General features: G+C 49.1%; 20 protein-coding genes and 1 tRNA gene. All 21 read right to left on the reverse strand.

Annotated features, from left to right (window positions below; translation table 11 throughout):
• Positions 1-7: 7 nt before the first annotated feature.
• On the reverse strand, positions 8-661 hold the full coding sequence (locus SSCH_RS16265; protein ID WP_052835327.1) for a methylated-DNA--[protein]-cysteine S-methyltransferase: 654 nt from the start codon (positions 659-661) through the stop codon (positions 8-10).
• Between the two features lie 170 nt (positions 662-831).
• Positions 832-3,333, reverse strand: coding sequence for a leucine--tRNA ligase (leuS, locus tag SSCH_RS04835; RefSeq protein ID WP_156972103.1), 2,502 nt, complete (start codon positions 3,331-3,333; stop codon positions 832-834).
• Positions 3,334-3,561: 228 nt separating this feature from the next.
• Positions 3,562-3,638 (reverse strand) — tRNA-Ala (locus SSCH_RS04840).
• Positions 3,639-4,091: 453 nt separating this feature from the next.
• On the reverse strand, positions 4,092-4,709 hold the full coding sequence (locus SSCH_RS19975) for a response regulator transcription factor (protein WP_044664487.1): 618 nt from the start codon (positions 4,707-4,709) through the stop codon (positions 4,092-4,094).
• Between the two features lie 268 nt (positions 4,710-4,977).
• A complete protein-coding gene (locus SSCH_RS04850; protein WP_044664488.1) occupies positions 4,978-5,784 on the reverse strand; it encodes a hypothetical protein in 807 nt (268 codons plus the stop codon).
• Positions 5,785-5,864: 80 nt separating this feature from the next.
• Entirely contained in the window at positions 5,865-7,022 is a 1,158-nt protein-coding gene (locus SSCH_RS04855; protein ID WP_044664489.1) for a DUF5305 domain-containing protein, read from the reverse strand.
• A gap of 123 nt (positions 7,023-7,145) precedes the next feature.
• Complete coding sequence (locus SSCH_RS04860; RefSeq protein ID WP_198142175.1) at positions 7,146-7,895, reverse strand: signal peptidase I; 750 nt, start codon at positions 7,893-7,895, stop codon at positions 7,146-7,148.
• Between the two features lie 65 nt (positions 7,896-7,960).
• Positions 7,961-8,287, reverse strand: coding sequence for a hypothetical protein (locus SSCH_RS04865; protein ID WP_156972104.1), 327 nt, complete (start codon positions 8,285-8,287; stop codon positions 7,961-7,963).
• Positions 8,288-8,647: 360 nt separating this feature from the next.
• Entirely contained in the window at positions 8,648-9,337 is a 690-nt protein-coding gene (locus SSCH_RS04870; protein WP_044664492.1) for a hypothetical protein, read from the reverse strand.
• Positions 9,338-9,879: 542 nt separating this feature from the next.
• Positions 9,880-10,509: a response regulator transcription factor gene (locus SSCH_RS04875; protein ID WP_084710941.1), complete on the reverse strand. Its 630-nt coding sequence runs from the start codon at positions 10,507-10,509 to the stop codon at positions 9,880-9,882.
• Between the two features lie 171 nt (positions 10,510-10,680).
• The gene (gene rsfS, locus SSCH_RS04880) at positions 10,681-11,028 is read right to left on the reverse strand and encodes a ribosome silencing factor (RefSeq protein ID WP_044664494.1); all 348 of its coding nucleotides are present in this window, start codon (positions 11,026-11,028) and stop codon (positions 10,681-10,683) included.
• 3 nt (positions 11,029-11,031) lie between these two features.
• Entirely contained in the window at positions 11,032-11,604 is a 573-nt protein-coding gene (gene yqeK, locus SSCH_RS04885) for a bis(5'-nucleosyl)-tetraphosphatase (symmetrical) YqeK (protein WP_044664495.1), read from the reverse strand.
• Between the two features lie 122 nt (positions 11,605-11,726).
• Complete coding sequence (gene nadD, locus SSCH_RS04890; RefSeq protein WP_044664496.1) at positions 11,727-12,359, reverse strand: nicotinate-nucleotide adenylyltransferase; 633 nt, start codon at positions 12,357-12,359, stop codon at positions 11,727-11,729.
• A 33-nt stretch (positions 12,360-12,392) separates the two neighbouring features.
• Positions 12,393-13,643, reverse strand: coding sequence for a glutamate-5-semialdehyde dehydrogenase (locus SSCH_RS04895; RefSeq protein ID WP_044664497.1), 1,251 nt, complete (start codon positions 13,641-13,643; stop codon positions 12,393-12,395).
• Between the two features lie 6 nt (positions 13,644-13,649).
• Entirely contained in the window at positions 13,650-14,807 is a 1,158-nt protein-coding gene (proB, locus tag SSCH_RS04900; RefSeq protein ID WP_044664498.1) for a glutamate 5-kinase, read from the reverse strand.
• Between the two features lie 322 nt (positions 14,808-15,129).
• On the reverse strand, positions 15,130-15,441 hold the full coding sequence (gene yhbY, locus SSCH_RS04905) for a ribosome assembly RNA-binding protein YhbY (RefSeq protein ID WP_332306900.1): 312 nt from the start codon (positions 15,439-15,441) through the stop codon (positions 15,130-15,132).
• Between the two features lie 21 nt (positions 15,442-15,462).
• The gene (gene obgE / locus SSCH_RS04910) at positions 15,463-16,734 is read right to left on the reverse strand and encodes a GTPase ObgE (RefSeq protein WP_044664499.1); all 1,272 of its coding nucleotides are present in this window, start codon (positions 16,732-16,734) and stop codon (positions 15,463-15,465) included.
• Positions 16,735-16,821: 87 nt separating this feature from the next.
• Positions 16,822-17,112: a 50S ribosomal protein L27 gene (gene rpmA / locus SSCH_RS04915; RefSeq protein WP_044664500.1), complete on the reverse strand. Its 291-nt coding sequence runs from the start codon at positions 17,110-17,112 to the stop codon at positions 16,822-16,824.
• The gene (locus SSCH_RS04920; RefSeq protein ID WP_044664501.1) at positions 17,099-17,458 is read right to left on the reverse strand and encodes a ribosomal-processing cysteine protease Prp; all 360 of its coding nucleotides are present in this window, start codon (positions 17,456-17,458) and stop codon (positions 17,099-17,101) included. Before SSCH_RS04920 ends, rpmA begins: the two co-directional genes overlap by 14 nt.
• Positions 17,459-17,473: 15 nt before the next feature.
• Positions 17,474-17,818 (reverse strand): 50S ribosomal protein L21, encoded by a 345-nt coding sequence (gene rplU, locus SSCH_RS04925; protein WP_044664507.1) that lies wholly within the window; start codon positions 17,816-17,818, stop codon positions 17,474-17,476.
• Between the two features lie 164 nt (positions 17,819-17,982).
• Positions 17,983-18,318 (reverse strand): TRAM domain-containing protein, encoded by a 336-nt coding sequence (locus SSCH_RS04930; protein ID WP_044664502.1) that lies wholly within the window; start codon positions 18,316-18,318, stop codon positions 17,983-17,985.
• Between the last annotated feature and the right edge of the window lie 123 nt (positions 18,319-18,441).

Raw genomic sequence — 18,441 nt, forward strand, 5'->3', positions numbered from 1 at the left:
CCGTCGCTCACCTGTCTTCCCGCAACAGCCGGGATATTTCATCCAGTGCACACCCATCCCCCTTTTCCCATTGCAGAAGAAGTCTCTTTAACACAGCACCTGGAATCTTCCCCCTGGACGTAAAATTCCCTGTACAACCATCACTGTGGACAACCCGATGACAGGGCACGAAAAGAGGAGTGGGGTTTACAGCCAGAGCCTGTCCCACCGCACGGGCGGCTCCCGGTTTCCCACACTCAACTGCAACCCATTTGTAGGAACGCACCTCATCCCGGGGAATGGAGCGCACAACGCGATATACCATTCGCTGCCATAGCGACAAATTCCTGCTATCAATTTCCACATTTACCAAGGGTGCGAAATTCCCAGAAAAATAAGCAAGCAGCGCTTCTGCTGCCTGCTTTAATACGGCATCATCATTTTTCTCTACATCTCGTTTATCTGCGGAGCGGCCATCTTTCAAAATAATTAGGTTTTTCTGAAACTCTTCGTGGATCCGGTGGCAGTGATCATGACCGTCTTCCCATGCAACCAGGTCTTCCTCTGCAAGCGGCCAGATACAAGCCATCACACCGGCTTCACCTGCAATAAGATAAGCCCATCCACAAGAAGTATTTACAGCACCTGTCACATATTTGTCAAGATTCTTTGCCTTCTTCATTTTACCTTTTCTGGCTTACTCTCCATGTTTATTTTTTCTCACCGTATTTTCCTTGTTCTTCTACACTTACATCTCGCTCTCCCGCACCCAGGTAAGCTGGCCCAGGCACTCCATTCCTCCGCTCTCACACCCAGGTAAAGAGCACAATTTAAACACTTTTGCAGTTTTCTCTACACTTTCGTCTTGCTCTCCCGCACCACCAAATTGACCAGCTTATCCGGAACACAGATCACCCGCGCCAACTCCTTGCCCTTAATCAGATCCTTGACACGTGGTTGGGCAAGCGCAACATTTTCCATCTCTTTGCCCTTTAATCCTACCGGAATCTTGACATGGTCCCTCACCTTACCGTTGATCTGTACAACAATGGTGATCTCATCTTCCCTGAGGGCGTCTTGATCCACTTCAGGCCAGTCCTGGTCGTGGACACTGCCCTCTCCACCCACCGCCTCCCAGAGTTCCTCAGCAAGATGGGGTGTAAAGGGCGCCAGGAGAGTGATCAATGTCTTCACACCCTCCCGAAGTACACCACTGTGCCATGGGAATTCCTTGCTTCCTTCTGTATAGTGATAGAGAGCATTGGTAAGCTCCATGATAGCACTCACTGCTGTATTGAAATTGAACCTGGTCTTGATGTCATCCCCCACACGCTTAATTGTCCTGTGGATGATGCGCCGCATATCCTTTTCCGCGGCACCCAGGAACTCGGTATCATACTGCGATTGAGCATCTTTGATCTCAGGTAATAGATGCTGAACCAATCGCCAGACGCGGTTAATAAATCGATAAGCTCCATCAACAGCCTCATCGCTCCATTCCAGGTCACGCTCCGGGGGAGCTGCAAAGAGGATAAAGAGCCGTGCGGTATCCGCGCCGTAGTTGCCGATGATCTCCTCTGGGCTGACGACATTCCCCTTGGATTTGGACATTTTGGCACCCTCTTTCAGGACCATGCCCTGTGTGAGCAGATTGGTAAAGGGCTCATCAACAGGAATCAGATCGTGATCATAGAGCACCTTGGTGATGAAACGGGAGTACAACAGGTGTAAAATTGCATGTTCCACACCACCGATATACTGGTCAACAGGCATCCAGTAGCGCACCTTTTCCGGGTCAAAGGCCCGCTCACTCTCCCTGGGGCTGCAGTAACGCAGAAAATACCAGGTGGAGCAGACAAAGGTATCGAGAGTATCTGTCTCCCGGCGGGCAGGGGCTCCACACTGGGGACAGGTGGTTTTGAGAAACTCCTCCGCTTTAAGCAAAGGGGATTCACCTGTAGGCTGAAAGGCCACATCCTCCGGAAGCAGCACCGGAAGATCCCCTTCAGGTACCGGGACAACACCACAGTGATCACAGTAGATGATCGGTATCGGTGCCCCCCAATAGCGCTGCCGGGAAACAAGCCAATCCCTCAATCGGTAATTGACCTTCTCTTCACCTAAGCCCTTCTCCTGAATATAATCGATGATCTTAAGCCGCGCCACTTCACTGTCCATACCATTGAACTCGCCGGAGTTGACCATGACACCGGGTTCAGGATAGGCCTCGGTCATGGTGGCGGCATCCAGGTTATCCCCGATGGGCTGGATGACCACCTTCACAGGCAGATCATACTTGCGGGCAAACTCCAGGTCACGCTGGTCATGGGCTGGAACCCCCATCACCGCTCCTGTGCCGTATTCCAGTAAAACGTAGTTGGCCACCCAGATGGGTACCTGTTCTCCACTTAATGGATTGGTGGCATAGGCTCCGGTAAAGATCCCTTCCTTTTCCGCTTCAGCAGATGTCCGCTCTATCTCACTCTGTTTCTTTACTCTGGCCACAAACTCCCGCACCTTACCGGCTTCTGCTTTATCCTGAATCAGTTCCTCCACCAGGGGATACTCAGGTGCCAGAACCATATAGGAAACACCGAAAATTGTATCCGGGCGTGTGGTAAAAACACTGATTTCTTTGCCATTCTCGGCGGTAAACTTCATCTCGGCACCCTGACTTTTCCCGATCCAGTTCTCCTGCATCAATTTAACCTTCTCCGGCCACCCGGTCAGTTTTTCCAGGTCTTCTAAAAGGCGGTCAGCATAGTCGGTGATGCGGAAGAACCACTGCTCCAGGTCCTTTTTAATGACCTCACTGTCACACCGCTCACAGCAGCCGGCTACCACCTGTTCATCAGCAAGCACTGTAGCACAGGAAGGACACCAGTTAACCGCCTGCCTCTTTTTGTAAGCCAGCCCATGATGATAAAGCTGGAGGAACAGCCACTGGGTCCAGCGGTAGTATCCAGGATGGCAAGTGGCCACATCCCGGGACCAGTCATAACTCAATCCCATCGCCTTCATCTGCTCTCGCATCTTGTCGATATTCGCCCATGTCCAAGCAGATGGGTGAATGTGGTGTTGAATAGCGGCGTTTTCAGCAGGGAGCCCAAAACCATCCCAGCCCATGGGATTGAGCACATTAAAGCCCAGCATCTTGTAAAACCGCGCTACCACATCCCCAATAGCGTAATTGCGCACATGCCCCATATGCAAATTACCGGAAGGGTAAGGAAACATCACCAAACAATAGTACTTTTCCTTCTCCGGATCCTCGATCACTCGAAAAGCGCCTCTCTCCTCCCAGCGCTGCTGCCACTTTTTCTCCACAACTCGAAAATTATATCTGGTTTCCAATTCACTCACCATCCATCTCTATATTGGGTGACAAGGGGACGGTTCTCCTGTCACCTTCCGCGGGTGACAAAAGGACGGTTCTCTGTCACCATCCTATTCCCACTTCCCACATCCCACATCCCACTTCCCACTTCCCACATCTCATTTGCCAATCACCAAAAAACTCCCGCCCCTAAATCTTAGGGACGGGAGTTATTCCCGTGGTACCACCCAATTTGGTAAATATATTGGTGGAGCTGGCGGGAATCGAACCCGCGGCCTCTTCCATGCCAAGGAAGCGCGCTCCCGAACTGCGCCACAGCCCCATCTATCTACCCACTTATTATGGCCTTTAACGCTGCCTGCGTTACCGGCTAATTCTCTTCACCGGTACTGCTCCCGGGCGAGTTCAACCTCCGACTCGGCCACCGGCTCGCACCCCGTTCAACCGGTTCTCTGAAGGCCTGCCGGAGTGGTTTACTAATCCCGTTCCTTGCATTTGCCGAACTCTATTATATGAAAAATCGCCGACCATGTCAACACGCAGTTTTTAAAAACCACCAAGGCAGCACCGGCAGATAATAAAACAGAGGCCGGAATCCGGACATGTTGCGAAACCAGCCGAAGCAGTTCTTACAAGCTTCTGGCCTCCAACCTCCGGCATTAGGCCTCCATTTTTCAGTTAGGTTAAAAAAGCAAAAAGCCGTAATTTCCGGCTTCACAACGTACTTGACATCATAAATGGATTGGAAAACTTGGCAAAAACGCCTGCTGCTGGACTACTTTGAATCAGATAGCCCCTCCTGCAGGGCTATCGCCTGCGCTTCATGCCGCTTCTTAACCCCCAGTTTGCGGAAAATGCTGCGCAGGTGGGATTTAACCGTAGACTCAGAGATGTAAAGGTCTGAGGCGATCTCCTGGTTGGTATGTCCCCTGCCAAGCAAGGACAGCACATCTAACTCCCTCCTGGTAAGAGAACTCAGAAGAAGGGAAGTCTCTGTGGTTCCACGCTTGCCGTTATATTCTTGGCCAAAGCGTGGGATACAAAGCACTCCGGCATCTACAATCAGTTCAACCGCATACACTATCTGTTTGGGCAGCAGGCGCACAGGTAAGCAGCCCTTTATACCGGAGCGAACTAATTCAAACATATCGTAATTGCTGGGGTCATGCAAGATAATTACAAGTTGGGAGAAGGGGCTTTTAACATTGATCCCGGAAATGACCGGTAATGGGTCATCTGTGTTCACTTCCAAGATAATTACATCGGGATAATTATTAGATGCTATCTCAATAATGTCGGTAGTAGGAAATGTACCCAAAACACGAAAGATACTGCTTTTCTTAAATGCTGCAGCCAGGCTCTCACGCCACTCCACGGAGTTGCTGCTGATCACGAGGCGATATTTCAGTTTGACTCCCTCCTTGAGTAACTTTCTTCTACAACATGGGAATATAAGCTGGCAAAAAAATTGTCATATCCTTCAACACGCTGACTAAATATTACTCAAGGATTAGTTCTTTATCAACCGGCAATTTTCCTCCCAAGTTTATGTCGTTATAATAATTTCTAGAAAATATATGGCACCTTATGACTATGTAATACGCTGCAACTCCGTCCCAGGAGGAAAGCACAAAACTGATTTTACCAATATTGTCCTGCCATCAGGCATAAATGTTTTGAGGCATCATTTTCGCGAGTGCTTTCGCCTTAAAAAAAACGCCAAACACCACCGCCACCGTACCCACAAGATAAAAGAAATAAACAGTCCCTCCTGTTCTCGGCAGCAATGCAGACTTTACTTTAGACACAGCCTGATCGCTGATCGATCCTACAACTTCCAATGCTTCGGCTGTCAGTGTAACCCCAAAGTCGTAAGAGTGGTTCTGGCATGCCCCTTGCAGCACATGATACTCAAGGGCACAGGGTAAAATATCACCTGGATACAGATTCTGTTCAGATCCTTCTGTCCAGCGAACCTCCAGTATTGCATCTTCCGGCGCAGTGGCGTTTTTTATCATTCTTCTATCCTCGTAGAGGTAATATACCTGCCCACTCTCCAGTGTAAATGTTTTTCCCTCCCATATGAATATCGCATTACCTACCTTTACAGCAATTTCCCCGAAATTCTTCACCCCAATGTCGACCTTATTATAATAAGAAGGATAGGCATTCTTTACATCTATTTTAATAGTATCAATTGCACCGTTTTTATTTGTATCCTGCAGATTCAGACTGGTTGCTCCGACATCCTTGCCCTCGGAGATAGGGCGGGCATTTTTTAGCCCGGGCTCACAGGTTAGGTCTGGCCCCCAATCTCCCTGGGAAACGGAATCACTAAATATCCCCCATTTGAATTTGCTGGTCTGGGAGGCAGAACCTGAATTGCGGTTCGGCCAGTTTGTAAAGCCAAAACTCATCAAAGAAAGAGCAATCAATAGACTTAACACAGCACAGGCAGATCTGTTCATTTTTTACCCCCCCCCTTTGCAGTAGCAAAACCCCTTAGCGGCAACCAGGCGTAAACTGGCTGGAAGCCTAATCATTGTTTTCAATCTCTAGCAGGCTGAACAGCTTCACCAGATGGAAAAACAGTCTCCATATCATTTTGCAGAGTAACAACCTCGAAATCCGTGATCGTGTATTGATAAAAAGTTAGCCCATCAAGGACATAACATCTTGGTTTCATCTCAGGAGCAGTTGCATCCTGAAAGATAAGCGGTTTGCCTGCCTCATCAGCCACCTTGATCAGATCATCAATCGAACCCAGTGGAACAAAAACCAAATCATCGGGAACCGAAAACTCCTTACCCGCTTTTACCAGGCGATCCCTGTACTGTCTCCAAATTAAGTCCGCCTCCCTTACCGGCACAGGCTCCTTCACTTCAGTCCACAGCAGAAGGATAGCCCCTAGTACAGTCAATATTCCTAAGAAGAGAACAGCTCTCATCCTCCTGTCCTGCAGCCTCGGGTTGGGAACCATTTCCGCTGCCCTCAAAGCACCGGAGTCCTCGGGAGATAAAGTGCCGCCAATCTTAAACTTCCCTGATGCCAGGGGAATCTCCATAGATGGAGTTAACTTCTCACTGGACTTCCCGGCCGTTGACTCAGCTACCACATTGATATCAGCCCGAACAACGACCCTGGGTTCTCTGGAACTTACCCCCAGTTGTTCATTGGCTTTTCTAAGGTACTCCTGGTAGGGCTCAAGGTTAAAGGAAAATGGCCTGCTGAAAGAAATTGTCTTGCCCTCTTCCTCCAATACAGTTTCAGGAACCAGGGGAAATTCTTTTCTCCACATCTCTGGAGCCTCAACAACAGCTACAACACCATAAATAACCTTCAGCTTCGCCGGTTGATCAGCTGTATAGCGATATGAAAAATCGGTATCAATCGATTCTACCAATTTGGAGTAGTAGACCTCATCCGAATCCAAATAAGTCTCACTGAGTATGGTATTTGGTTTGAGCTGCACCCTGTAATCCATCTTCCCCTGATGCTGGAAACTATAAATCGGAACATTTTTTTTGATCATCAGCGGTTCCCCGAAAACCCTGTAAATGTTGTAAACAGATAAAACCATCAATAGACCCACTATCGCCAAGAGAAAAAACCTTGTTTTCTTTCCCAAACCTATTTTACGCAGGTACATACCATATCCCATTCCTCTCCAATAAAATTCCCGGGGTTCATCTATTTCAACCTCCAACCTTCGGGTATCCGACTTCCGTTTTCAAGGCGGGCAACTTTTCCCAAAGGCTAACGTTCAGCCACCTAAAATCACTGGGACACCATGCGATTGCTTTATTGATTCGGGGCCTTCTACAGGGGTCTAACCGGAGATAATAAATTTCCTGATCGCTATGGAAGCCCACCCCACCCGGGGTATTTTCAGCACAACCTTTCCCATCACCTGTTCAGGCTTGACCGGTTGATCCGCTTCTTTGTTGTCATCCCCTTTGGTAATAAAAGCTTTAGAAGAACCATCCCCCTCTATGGTGATCACCCGGTGAACAATTGGAATCGGGGAGTCCTTGACTCTATACGAAATCACATCACCAACATCAAGAAGACTGGGGTTTTTTTGTGCAACAATGACGATGTCACCCACTTCAATCGATGGGCGCATGCTTCCGCTGTAGATAACCGCAGGCTTTACAGGGAATACCCCTAATGAGAACCAGATGGCAATTACCGCGGCCACACTGAAGGCTGCTGCGCTGACAATCCCCTGTTCACCTCTTTTTTTCCTGCGGCAGCAAGGAGCAAGTTGAAAAGAGAAATATTCCTGGATAATGCCCAGTGCTACCACAGGCACTGCCGTGCCAACGAGAGCCTTCATCGCCCAGTTGAGATCCGGAAGAACCGGGCTGAACCATTCAAAGGCTTGCAGTACCCCTCTGTAGGCGATGGCAGGGAGCGGGCCGCCCCACATAGCGAGAATCGATGCCAGCAGGTGCTCCAAAGACAGGGGAAGGCATGTGGAACCCAAAAAACTCGTCCAAGCTTCCAGTGTGCCCCCCACAGGGGGAATCTGCCCCAGGGGAAGATCGATCAGGGTGTAGAGCAAGGCTACCAACACCGGGAGCAAAACTGCGGGCTTACGCAGAACTCTGTTTACTAGCCACGCTCTGCTCAGCTCCATCCCTATAAGGCTGTGCCAACATAAATTAGATTGATGAGAACCCCTTTGATGGTAAAGGAATAGGGGCTTTTACCAAAACCATTAAAGAACCCGGCCACCACCATCAAATAGATTTGAAAAAAAGCAACACCCAGCGCAAATTTGATTAAGAAGGGACGCATTCGTGTTTTGCCAATACTATTTACAGACGGCAGGCGCAGGATAATAACGGCCAGCATCCCCCAGAAAGCCGGCCGAATAATATAAGCTATATAGAACGCATTAACAAAAGGCGATAAAACAAGATTTAAGAGCAACGGAACAGAGAGTACCGCTGCCAATAAAATCAACCAGTTCCACTGTGGTTTATGGTTCCAGTTCACATATCTCACCTTTTTTTGCTCATTAGCGAAATTTCTGCTGCTTCCACAGTTCTGCATACAGGCAGAGCAAAAGTCTGCCTGCATTCAGAATAAAATCGATATATCGTATTATCGCAACGGTCTAATATCGGCTTTCATTCCACTGGACAGCCTCTAGCTAAATGGAAAATTGGTAGGTACTATCCTGTCTCCTGGGCGTTGAGGTCTACAACACCGAAAAAACCGTTGTGTAGATCTGCTCCCCCCGCCAAGGTAAGGATGCATCATAAATTTTGGCATGGTGGGGGTCTCCCCCACCATGCCTACAATATCTCTCAACAAAAAATTTTACGCAGCAGGTCCGGGCCCAACCTCATTCCACTGGGAGAAAATGAGTTTGACTAAACCATAAAAATTAGCATCTTGCGGGGCAATTCGTTTATTACATCCGCAACCAATTGTTTCCTGAATATACAGATTTACCGATACATCAATATATCCATCTTTATGAAGCTGGATATACTTAAGAGCATTGGCAAGACCTTCCCAACTTGCGTTACTTGAATCTGACGCAATTGTCCTATCTTCCGCAGCCAGTCCATGGGATTCCGGATTAACCACATGGATCTCCCAGTCCGCCACTTTGATAAAGTTGCCCAATCCTTTAGGATCTTGACAAGCGAGAATTTTTAGTTCCTCCACCTTAACAGGCACAGTGCCCAAACCGTTAATTCGGAAGCTAAAACCCGGTTTGTACCACGGATAAGCGTTTTCGATGTTGACGACAAGCGTTGTGTTGCATTCTGTAGTAACTGTACAGCTGGCAACATCCTTGCCTTCCCAGTTATCACCTGGTGGATAATTGGGGTCGGCCCCCAAGTCAGTGGTTTCACCCGCCTCAATGTTGACTCCTACATTACCTGTTGCTACACTGCCTTCGAATTTCACATAGTCAGACCACTTGGCAAACCCAAAGCCCATCATGGCCAGGGCAAGCACTGCGACCAAACAAATTATCATGATCTTTTTGGATTTCATACGAACAAACCTCCTCATTATTATTGAGTCTTAAATTTCAAAATCAAATTTTAGCTGTCGTCGTTCTGGCACTCACCTCCGGTTGTCTTCTATTGTCCTGTGGGTACACCGAAAATCACAGCCACAAAGCAAACAATTTTTAGTAGCACAATAGCTGCTTTTTCCACCTATCGGTAACAATAGGCTATGCATTGACTTTAATTACCTTATCACGCTTCCCTTCTCAACTGCTATTGACCAAAAGGGGGAAAATGGGATAAGCAATAATAGCAATAAATAGCATTATTTGTACTACTTACTAATCACTTCTGCTGTAGATGTCCTGAGAACAACGGGAAATAACACTTTCCAATATTTAACCTATCCCCCGGCAGGACATAAATTGGGTAACCAACAGGTCAACTTCAAGCAACTCCGTACTAATCCAAGGAGCAAAAGTTGAAAGGCCTGGACTAATAAACCAGGCCTTTCTTAAATGAACAGGTTCTATTTTTACTGACCGGAAAACAGAGGGTGTTTAAATCATGGGTATATCTCTTCTATCACCCCAGGTGAGATAATTGTAAGGCCAGCGCCTGTGCTTCATTGCGATTGCGCACCTCCAGTTTGCGGAAGATGCTGCGCAGATGGGATTTGACCGTAGATTTTGAGATGAAAAGGGTAGATGCAATCTCCTCATTGGAATGCCCCTTGCTGAGTGAGGCGAGCACCTCCTGCTCCCTTCTTGTCAGGGTCTCTTGAAAGGGAGGAGCAACTGAAGAGTTATTGCTGCCATTGTACTCCGGGCCAAAACGCGGGAGACAGAGCACTCCGGCATCGACGATAAGTTCAACCGCATGTACTATCTGTTTGGGCAGCAAGCGTACAGGTAAGCAACCCTTGATACCGAAGCGAACTAATTCAAGCATATTATAGTTGCTGGGGTTGCGCAGGACAATCACGAGTCGTGAAAAGGGGCTCTTATCTTTGATCTTGGAAATGACCGGCAGGGTGTCATCTGAATTGACTTCACAGAGAACAACATCCGGGTAGTGATCAGATGCGGTCTTAATGATATCGGATGTAGGGAAGGCACCCAAAACATGAAAGAGATCACTGCTCTTAAACGCTGCAGCCAGGCACTCGCGCCACTCCATGAAATTACTGCTGATCACAAGGCTATACTCCATCATTTATCCTCCTTGAGTACTCTTTTCCTTACGTTGCTCATACCTTCTGGTATGTTAATTTACTCAAGGATTACTTCTTTATCTTCCTGCCTGATCCCTTTCCATTTACATGATATTTTTACATTATAATACATTAATATATTACAGATTTCGACTTTGCCATCCGATTATTTTTTATGAATTAACCAATATTGCCCTACCATCACCCCATAAATGTTCAATATCATAAAATTTTCGAGCTTCTTCACTAAAAATGTGAATAACAACATCACCGTTATCCAACAAAATCCATCCTGATTCGGGGCTGCCCTCTCTGCGGTAAGATCCATCACTGGATTTCTTAAGCTCATCCTCGACTTCCCGAACAATTGCCGCAAGTTGAGCAGTACTACGCCCGCTGCAGATCACAAAATAATCTGCTACCGGAAAGATTCCTTTCAAATCGAGAACCACAATATCAAGCGCCTTTTTCCTGGCGGCTGCTTGTGCAGCACTGATGGCCCTTTCTTGGCCGTAATCCAATCTTTAAATTCCCTCCTCTCGGTTACCATAAGAATAAAAATTCCACGCCTCAATCGTCTGGGGGTGGATAATCCATCGCCTTTCCAAACAGTAACCAATGGTAGAAGCAATGCATTCCAGCAGTGCCTCATTAAGATTTTCCCTGGCAGTGTTTCGCAGGTATCCTATTGCTGAGAAGTCTCTCCCCTCAGCTATCAGATCAGCTATATAGATCACCTGAGCCAGCTTACCCATAGCTGGGCCTGCAAGTGTGTGCAGAGCAACAGCCTCCAGCACCTGTGCATCATTGATGCCCAGTTCATCCTCAATCAGTATAGCTCCCACAGGCCCGTGCAGCAAAACAGGAAGCTGCTCCTCAATTTTACAGGTGATCAGCTTCCTCGCCCGCCCAATGCGCAACAGATCATCAGCAGGCAGATCCCGCGCATAGTCATGGAGCAGACCTGCCAGTTCCGCCTTTCCCCGATCCAGACCATGAAGATCAGCCAGTTCACCTGCACAGGTACTGACAGCACAAACATGGTCATACCTGCTCTCTGTTAAATTACCTCTTAATATTGATTCATATTCTTGCATCTTTGACCCAGTTCCAGCCGTTCTTCCAAAACCCCCTTAACCTATACCTTTTGCATACTATTCTCAAAGAACAGAGCAAGTTCTTATCTGCACTCGAAAATAGCTATCGGCTCCCAGCCTATTCACCAACCCGCGGGCGCGGGTTTTATATCAGAAGAATAAAGCCCCTGCTGTTTAATATAGTCCTCAACCGCCTCAGGAACCAGGTATTTGATCGACTTACCCTCCTGAATACGCCTGCGGATACCTGAGGATGATATATCCATCTGAGGCATTTGCAGGAACCCCACTACATTATGATAATACTTCCCAAAAACCTCTTTTACAATTCGCAGATCATATCCAGGACGTGCGGCAGCAATAAACTTACACAGGGAAAACAGCTCTTCCGGCTCTCGCCAACCGAAGACATCCAGAATAGTGTCAACACCTGTTATAAAATAAAGTTCAGTCTCTTCACCATAAATTTGGCGCAGCTGGCGCATTGTATCAACTGTATAGGTAACTCCGCCGCGCTCATACTCGAGGCGGCTGGCCTTAAAATAAGGGTTTCCCAATATAGCAAGCACAACCATCAGGTGCCTGTGCCAGAAGTCTGTTATTATATCTGGTTCCTTATGGGGTGGAATACCTGTTGGCACAAAAATGACCTGCTCTAAGGAATATTTCTCCCTTGCTATCTCAGCCGCCACCAGGTGTCCGTAATGAATGGGGTCAAATGTGCCGCCCAGTATCCCAATCCGCTGCTCCTTCATGAGTGCGTTCCTACCCCTCTTTATTAAAACTATTTATGACCTGACGTGTCCATCCCCGAGAATAATAAACTTACTGGATGTAAGCTCCTCTATGCCCATTGGCCCCCGTGCATGCAGCTTCTGGGTGCTGATCCCGATCTCTGCCCCAAAACCAAACTGGTGCCCATCTGTAAAGCGAGTTGAGGCATTGACAAAAACAGCAGCAGCGTCAACCCTTTGTACAAAGAGAGAGGCCTTCTGATAGCTGTTTGTAATGATGGCTTCTGAGTGTTTAGTACCGTAGCTGTTGATATGTGTGATCGCTTCTTCTAAATCCTCGACCACCTTTACTGCCAAAATCAAACCTAAGTATTCGGTTCCCCAATCATCTTCTGATGCCGGCAGGCAGTGGATAATCTCCTGGGTTTTGTTGCATCCTCGCAGCTCCACTCCCTTTTCAATAAATACAGCTGCCATTTGAGGCAAGAATTCCTGTGCCACCCTGTGATTAACCAGAAGAGTCTCCATGGCATTGCACACACCAGGGCGCTGCATTTTAGCGTTCACAACTATCTTGAGGGCTGCATCAAGATCAGCATCTTCTTCAATATAGGTGTGGCAGTTGCCGATACCCGTCTGCAGTACAGGTACTGTAGCATTGGTGATCACTGCCTTGATCAGGCCTGTCCCTCCCCGCGGAATCAAGACATCGATATACTCGTTCATGGTCATCATCATGTTGGCTGCCTCCCGATCCGTTGTCGGAACAAGCTGTATTGCTCCTTCAGGGATCCCGGAACTTGTAGCCGCGGCACTGATCACATTAGCCAAAGCCTTGTTGGAATGAAAGGCCTCAGAACCACCCCTCATCACCACTGCATTTCCCGCCTTGAGGCAGAGCCCTGCAGCATCCACAGTAACATTGGGACGCGCCTCATAGATAATCCCGATCACACCCAAGGGCACTCTCATCTTCCCCACCCGCAAGCCGTTCGGCCTTGTGCGCATGTTGGTTACTTCACCAACCGGGTCAGGAAGACCAATAAGCTCCCGCAGTCCCTCAGCCATCCCTTTGATGCGCTCCGGAGTCAGCAGCAAACGGTCCAGCAGAGCGTCACTCAGTCCCTTTGCCCTACCGGCATCCATATCCTGCCGGTTGGCATCGATAATCATCTCGACCCTCTCTTCCAGTGCCCTGGCCATTGCCTGGAGAGCCTGGTTCTTGACCTCAGTAGAAACCCCTGCAAGTATATATGAGGCTTTTTTTGCTGACTCTCCGATCTCCCTCATCTGGTTTTCCAGCATATATTGCTAGACCTCCTCTCTAGTACCGTTATCTAACACAATCGTAAGGTTATCCCTGTGCACCACTTCATCATAGTCATGATAACCCAATATTTCTTTGATCTTCCGGCTGTTCTGTCCCTTGATCAACTGCAGCGCCTGAGCATTATAATTACTGATACCCCTGGCGATCTCCTGCCCCGCAGGGTCAACAATACTGACAACATTACCGGTGGTAAAGGATCCCTCGACACTGACAATACCGCTGGGCAGCAAACTTTTCCCCTTTTTTAAGAGTGCTCCGGCAGCCCCGGCATCCACAACCAATGTCCCCTGTACCGGAGAACCAAAGGCAATCCAGAGCTTGCGTGCCTTCATCCTGTCTTCCCGGGGAACAAAAAGGCTTCCTGTCTGCTCACCCTTTAAAACTGCCTGTAGTGTTCCTTTTCTCATCCCGCTGGCAATAACCAGGGGTATCCCCGCCTGCATGGAGACCTTTGCTGCCGTGATCTTTGTTTCCATCCCACCTGTAGCCAATGCGGAACCACACCCACCGGCAGCAGCCTCGATCTCCGGTGTAATTTCATAAATTTCCGGGATCAATTCAGCATCCTTGTTTTTATGTGGATCAGCTGTATAATAGCCATCAAGATCAGTGAGCAGAATCAACAGATCGGCATCTACCAGGCAAGCCACCAGGGCCGCTAAGGTATCATTATCCCCGAAGCGGATCTCTTCCACTGCCACTGTATCATTCTCATTGACGATAGGGATAACCCGAAAGCCCAGGAGTGACTGCAGGGTATGGCGTGCATTCAAGTAGCGCTCACGATCCGTAATATCCTCTCTGGTCAGGAGCACCTGGGCGACAACTACCCGATGGGGAGTAAAAAATGTTTCATAGTGCTGCATGAGGATTCCCTGACCCACAGCAGCTGCTGCCTGCTTTTCCGGAATCGTCCTGGGCTTGCGCGAAAGCCCCAATCTTCCCACCCCGGCACCGATCGCCCCAGAGCTGACAAGTATGATATCCCTGCCCTCTTCCCAGAGGGCTGCCAAATCCTGCACCAGACTTTCTACGCGCCGCAGGTCGAGCTGACCCCTGCTCCCGCAGATAATCTTCGTCCCAACCTTCACAACAATCCGGCGTGCCTCTTTCACTTTTGCTCGTTCACAACCGCACATCAACAATTCTCCATTCTCCCCCAAGACGTGAGACGCGGGGACGGTTCTCGCGTCCCGCGTTGGATCAAGGGGATGGTTCTCCTGATCCATTTTCCGGGAGTCACGAAAACGAAACATTACATCACTTTGCCGCGCTTGCCCATCTTATTTCCAACGACCAACGGCTACCCTGATAACAGAAGTCGGAAGCCGAATATCGGAGGTCGGATGTGTTCAGGAGTTGCTTCGAATCAGTAGTTCGATTACCAGGCAATAGACAATCTGTTTTGTCCATCTCTTAACCGTATTTCCTTTTCCACAACCAACGGCCAACCACCAACCACTAATCTGGTAGTTCTATCTTCGGCTCCTTCCCCCTCCTGTAGAGAACCACATTCCGGCCGATCACCTGTATAAGCTCTGATTGTGTCCGCTCACTCAATATGGAAGCAGCCTCACTGGCCTCAAGCGGACAGTTGGGCAGTACCCGCACCTTGGTCAATTCCCGTGCTGTCAAGGCATCATCCAGCTGGGTTATTACATTATCGCTGATCCCTGACTTGCCCACCTGAAGAAGGGGAGTCATCTTGGCAGCCAAGCTCCGTAAATACCTTTTCTGTTTTCCTGTCAGCAATTCCTGCACCCTCACCTTCACATCTCAAATGTTTATCTATCTCTATTCCTGCCACTCAAATTCGAAATCATCGATCCTGACGGTGTCTCCGACTTTTATTCCACCTGAGCGCAGGGCATTCTCGATCCCGATCACACGCATCATATGCTGAAAATAGCTGAGCGCATCCGGGATGTTCAGATCCAGCCGGTTCACCAACCGCTCAATGCCTTTTCCTGTAATCAGAAAGACACCGTCTTTGAGTAGGGTAATGTCAAAGTCCTTCTCCTGTAAGCGGTCAGCAGTGACTACCCGCATATCCTCCGCTGGCTCTGTCTCTTCTTCTACCACTTCCTCTTCCAGTTTACCGGAGATGGCATAGAGCAGTGTCTGTACCCCGGACCCGGTTACTGCAGAAATTGGGTAGATCTCCAGTTCCGGAAACTTCTGCTGCAGAGAAGAGAGGTTACCTACGGCTTCCGGGAGATCCATCTTGTTGGCAGCCACCACCAGGGGCCTCCCCGCCAGTTCTTCTTTATAAAGCTTCAATTCCCGAAGGATAATCTCCACATCCTCTATGGGATTCCGCCCCTCGGTACCGGCGGTGTCGACAACGAGCAGAAGCAACCTGGTACGCTCTACATGGCGCAGGAAACGGTGTCCCAGCCCGGCACCTGTATGAGCCCCTTCTATTATCCCAGGGAGATCCGCCGCCACAAAGCTCCTGTCGCCTACCTGCACAACACCTAATTCCGGATTCAGAGTAGTAAAAGGATAGCCGGCTATTTTCGGACGCGCCGCTGAGATGCGGCTGAGAAGGCTGGATTTACCTGCATTGGGGAAACCGATGAAACCAACATCTGCCAGGAGTTTCAGCTCTAATTCCAGCATGCATTCATCCCCGGGGTCCCCCCGTTCCGCAAAGCGCGGCGCCTGCAGCTTCGGTGTGGTAAAGCGGGCGTTGCCACGCCCTCCCTTTCCACCCCGGGCGACGATGATCTGCTGCCCATGTCTTTTGAGATCGACAGAAAATCTGCCTTCAGTATCACGGACAACAGTCCCCAGAGGAACCCGCACAATCAGATCCGCCCCGTTTTTGCCATGCTGATTCTTCCCGCGGCCGTGTTCTCCCCGCTCTGCTTTATAGTGTTTGCGGTAGCGGAAATCGATCAGGGTGTGCAGGTTGCGGTCAGCGGTAAACACCACATTACCACCCATTCCGCCGTCTCCACCGCTGGGGCCGCCATGAGGAACATACTTCTCACGGCGGAAGGCAACACAGCCGTTCCCCCCATCCCCTGCTTTTACATAAATTTTTGCGTAATCAATGAACATTCTTTAACCTCACAAGCCCGCTATAATACGGGTAATAACAAATTCCCCTGGTCCGAAGGCCAGGGGAGCTCTTACTGCTTATCGATATTAGACGCTTTCAGCATAAATACTGACCTGCTTCTTGTTTTTACCCCTTGCCTCAAACTTGACATAGCCATCGGTAAGAGCAAACAGGGTGTCATCTTTGCCGCGGCCTACATTCCAACCAGGGTGAAACTTGGTTCCCCGCTGGCGGATGATAATGTTCCCGGCTGTGACATACTGTCCGTCACCCCTCTTCACACCCAGTCGCTTGGACTCGCTGTCCCGCCCGTTGCGGGAACTGCCTACACCCTTTTTGGTTGCAAACAGCTGTAGATCAAACTTATAAGTTATCATTTTTGCGGTACCTCCTCACTTCAAGATATTTTCCGTAGCCTCCGGAGATTCCCTGCATTCCCAGCTCCATGGTTTCCAGGATCACCCGGGCGGTTCTTGTATCCTCTGCTGTTAAATCATCAGGCAGTATCAATTTCACGAACACATCATTCAAACTTTTGGTACAGCCCTCTATCAAAGGTGCCCTGGAAAGAAAGCGTTCTAAACCTGCTGCCGCTGTTTGGACAAGAGCCGAAACACCGGCACAGACTATATCTTCACCTGCCGCTTTATATCCCGCATGCCCCCTGACCAGGAAACCTCGCAGTTCACCATTTTCATTTTCAAAAAATGTGGCACTAATCATCCTTGTAAAGCTCTATCACTCCGCTGCAGCCACAGGTTCATCCTGCTGTCCCAGGGAGATCTCCTCTACCATTAATTCTGTAAATAGCTGCCGGTGACCTTTCCGGCGGCGGTAGTTCTTTTTGGGCTTATACTTGAAAACAAGTATTTTTTTGGCCTTCCCCTGTCTGAGAACCCGGGCTGTCACCTGTGCCCCAGATACATAGGGGGCTCCTACCTGAAACTCCCCATCGCTGTTTACCGCCAGAACCTTGTCCAGCACAACCTGATCTCCCTCAGCGACTTCGATCTTTTCTACTCGCAGTACTGTCCCTTTGCGGACATTATACTGTTTACCACCGGTTTCTACAATTGCAAACACAATATTTCCTCCTTCGCCGGAACCCAGGGTGGCATCCTTAAAGTGCACTTTATCAACCCTTCCCGAGCGTTTTTTTATGAAACAGTCACAACGGAATTTTAGCACCTCAACCCCTTGATGTCAAGCTAATTGGTGGTTTCTTCCCGCCTCCCACCTCTCATCTTTCACCTCTCAATTATACGTGCTCTTGCGCAGGTGCGGTATACCTTATCGATTTTGATCGCCACCTTCTGGCCGATGCAGTCGCTGCCATCCTCAATATCGATAATATAGCCCTGAATGCGGGCGATCCCGTCTTTTGGGTTTGTGGCATGCGCCTCTTCCACCTCCACCTCCAGGATCTCCCCGGCCTTGACAGGTGCTGACAGGGCAGCAATCTCTTCCCTGCTATGGAGGGCCTTTACCTGCACATCCTCCAGGTGAGAGGAGTCACTCCCCTTGATAACGATCTTCTTGCCGATCTCATCCTCCAGTTCCCGCAGATGACCTGCCCCCTCCACCGATGAGGAAGGCAGCCACAGTGGGATGCATCTCCACTCAGAATTCCCTCCTGTTCATCCCGCTCCCTGTTCAGCCAGGAACCTGATCTCCTGGCAGGCCTGCATGTCTCACTGTTCTTCAGA

Origin of the sequence: Syntrophaceticus schinkii, assembly GCF_000946815.1 — a bacterium.
GTDB classification, from domain to species: domain Bacteria; phylum Bacillota; class DSM-12270; order Thermacetogeniales; family Thermacetogeniaceae; genus Syntrophaceticus; species Syntrophaceticus schinkii.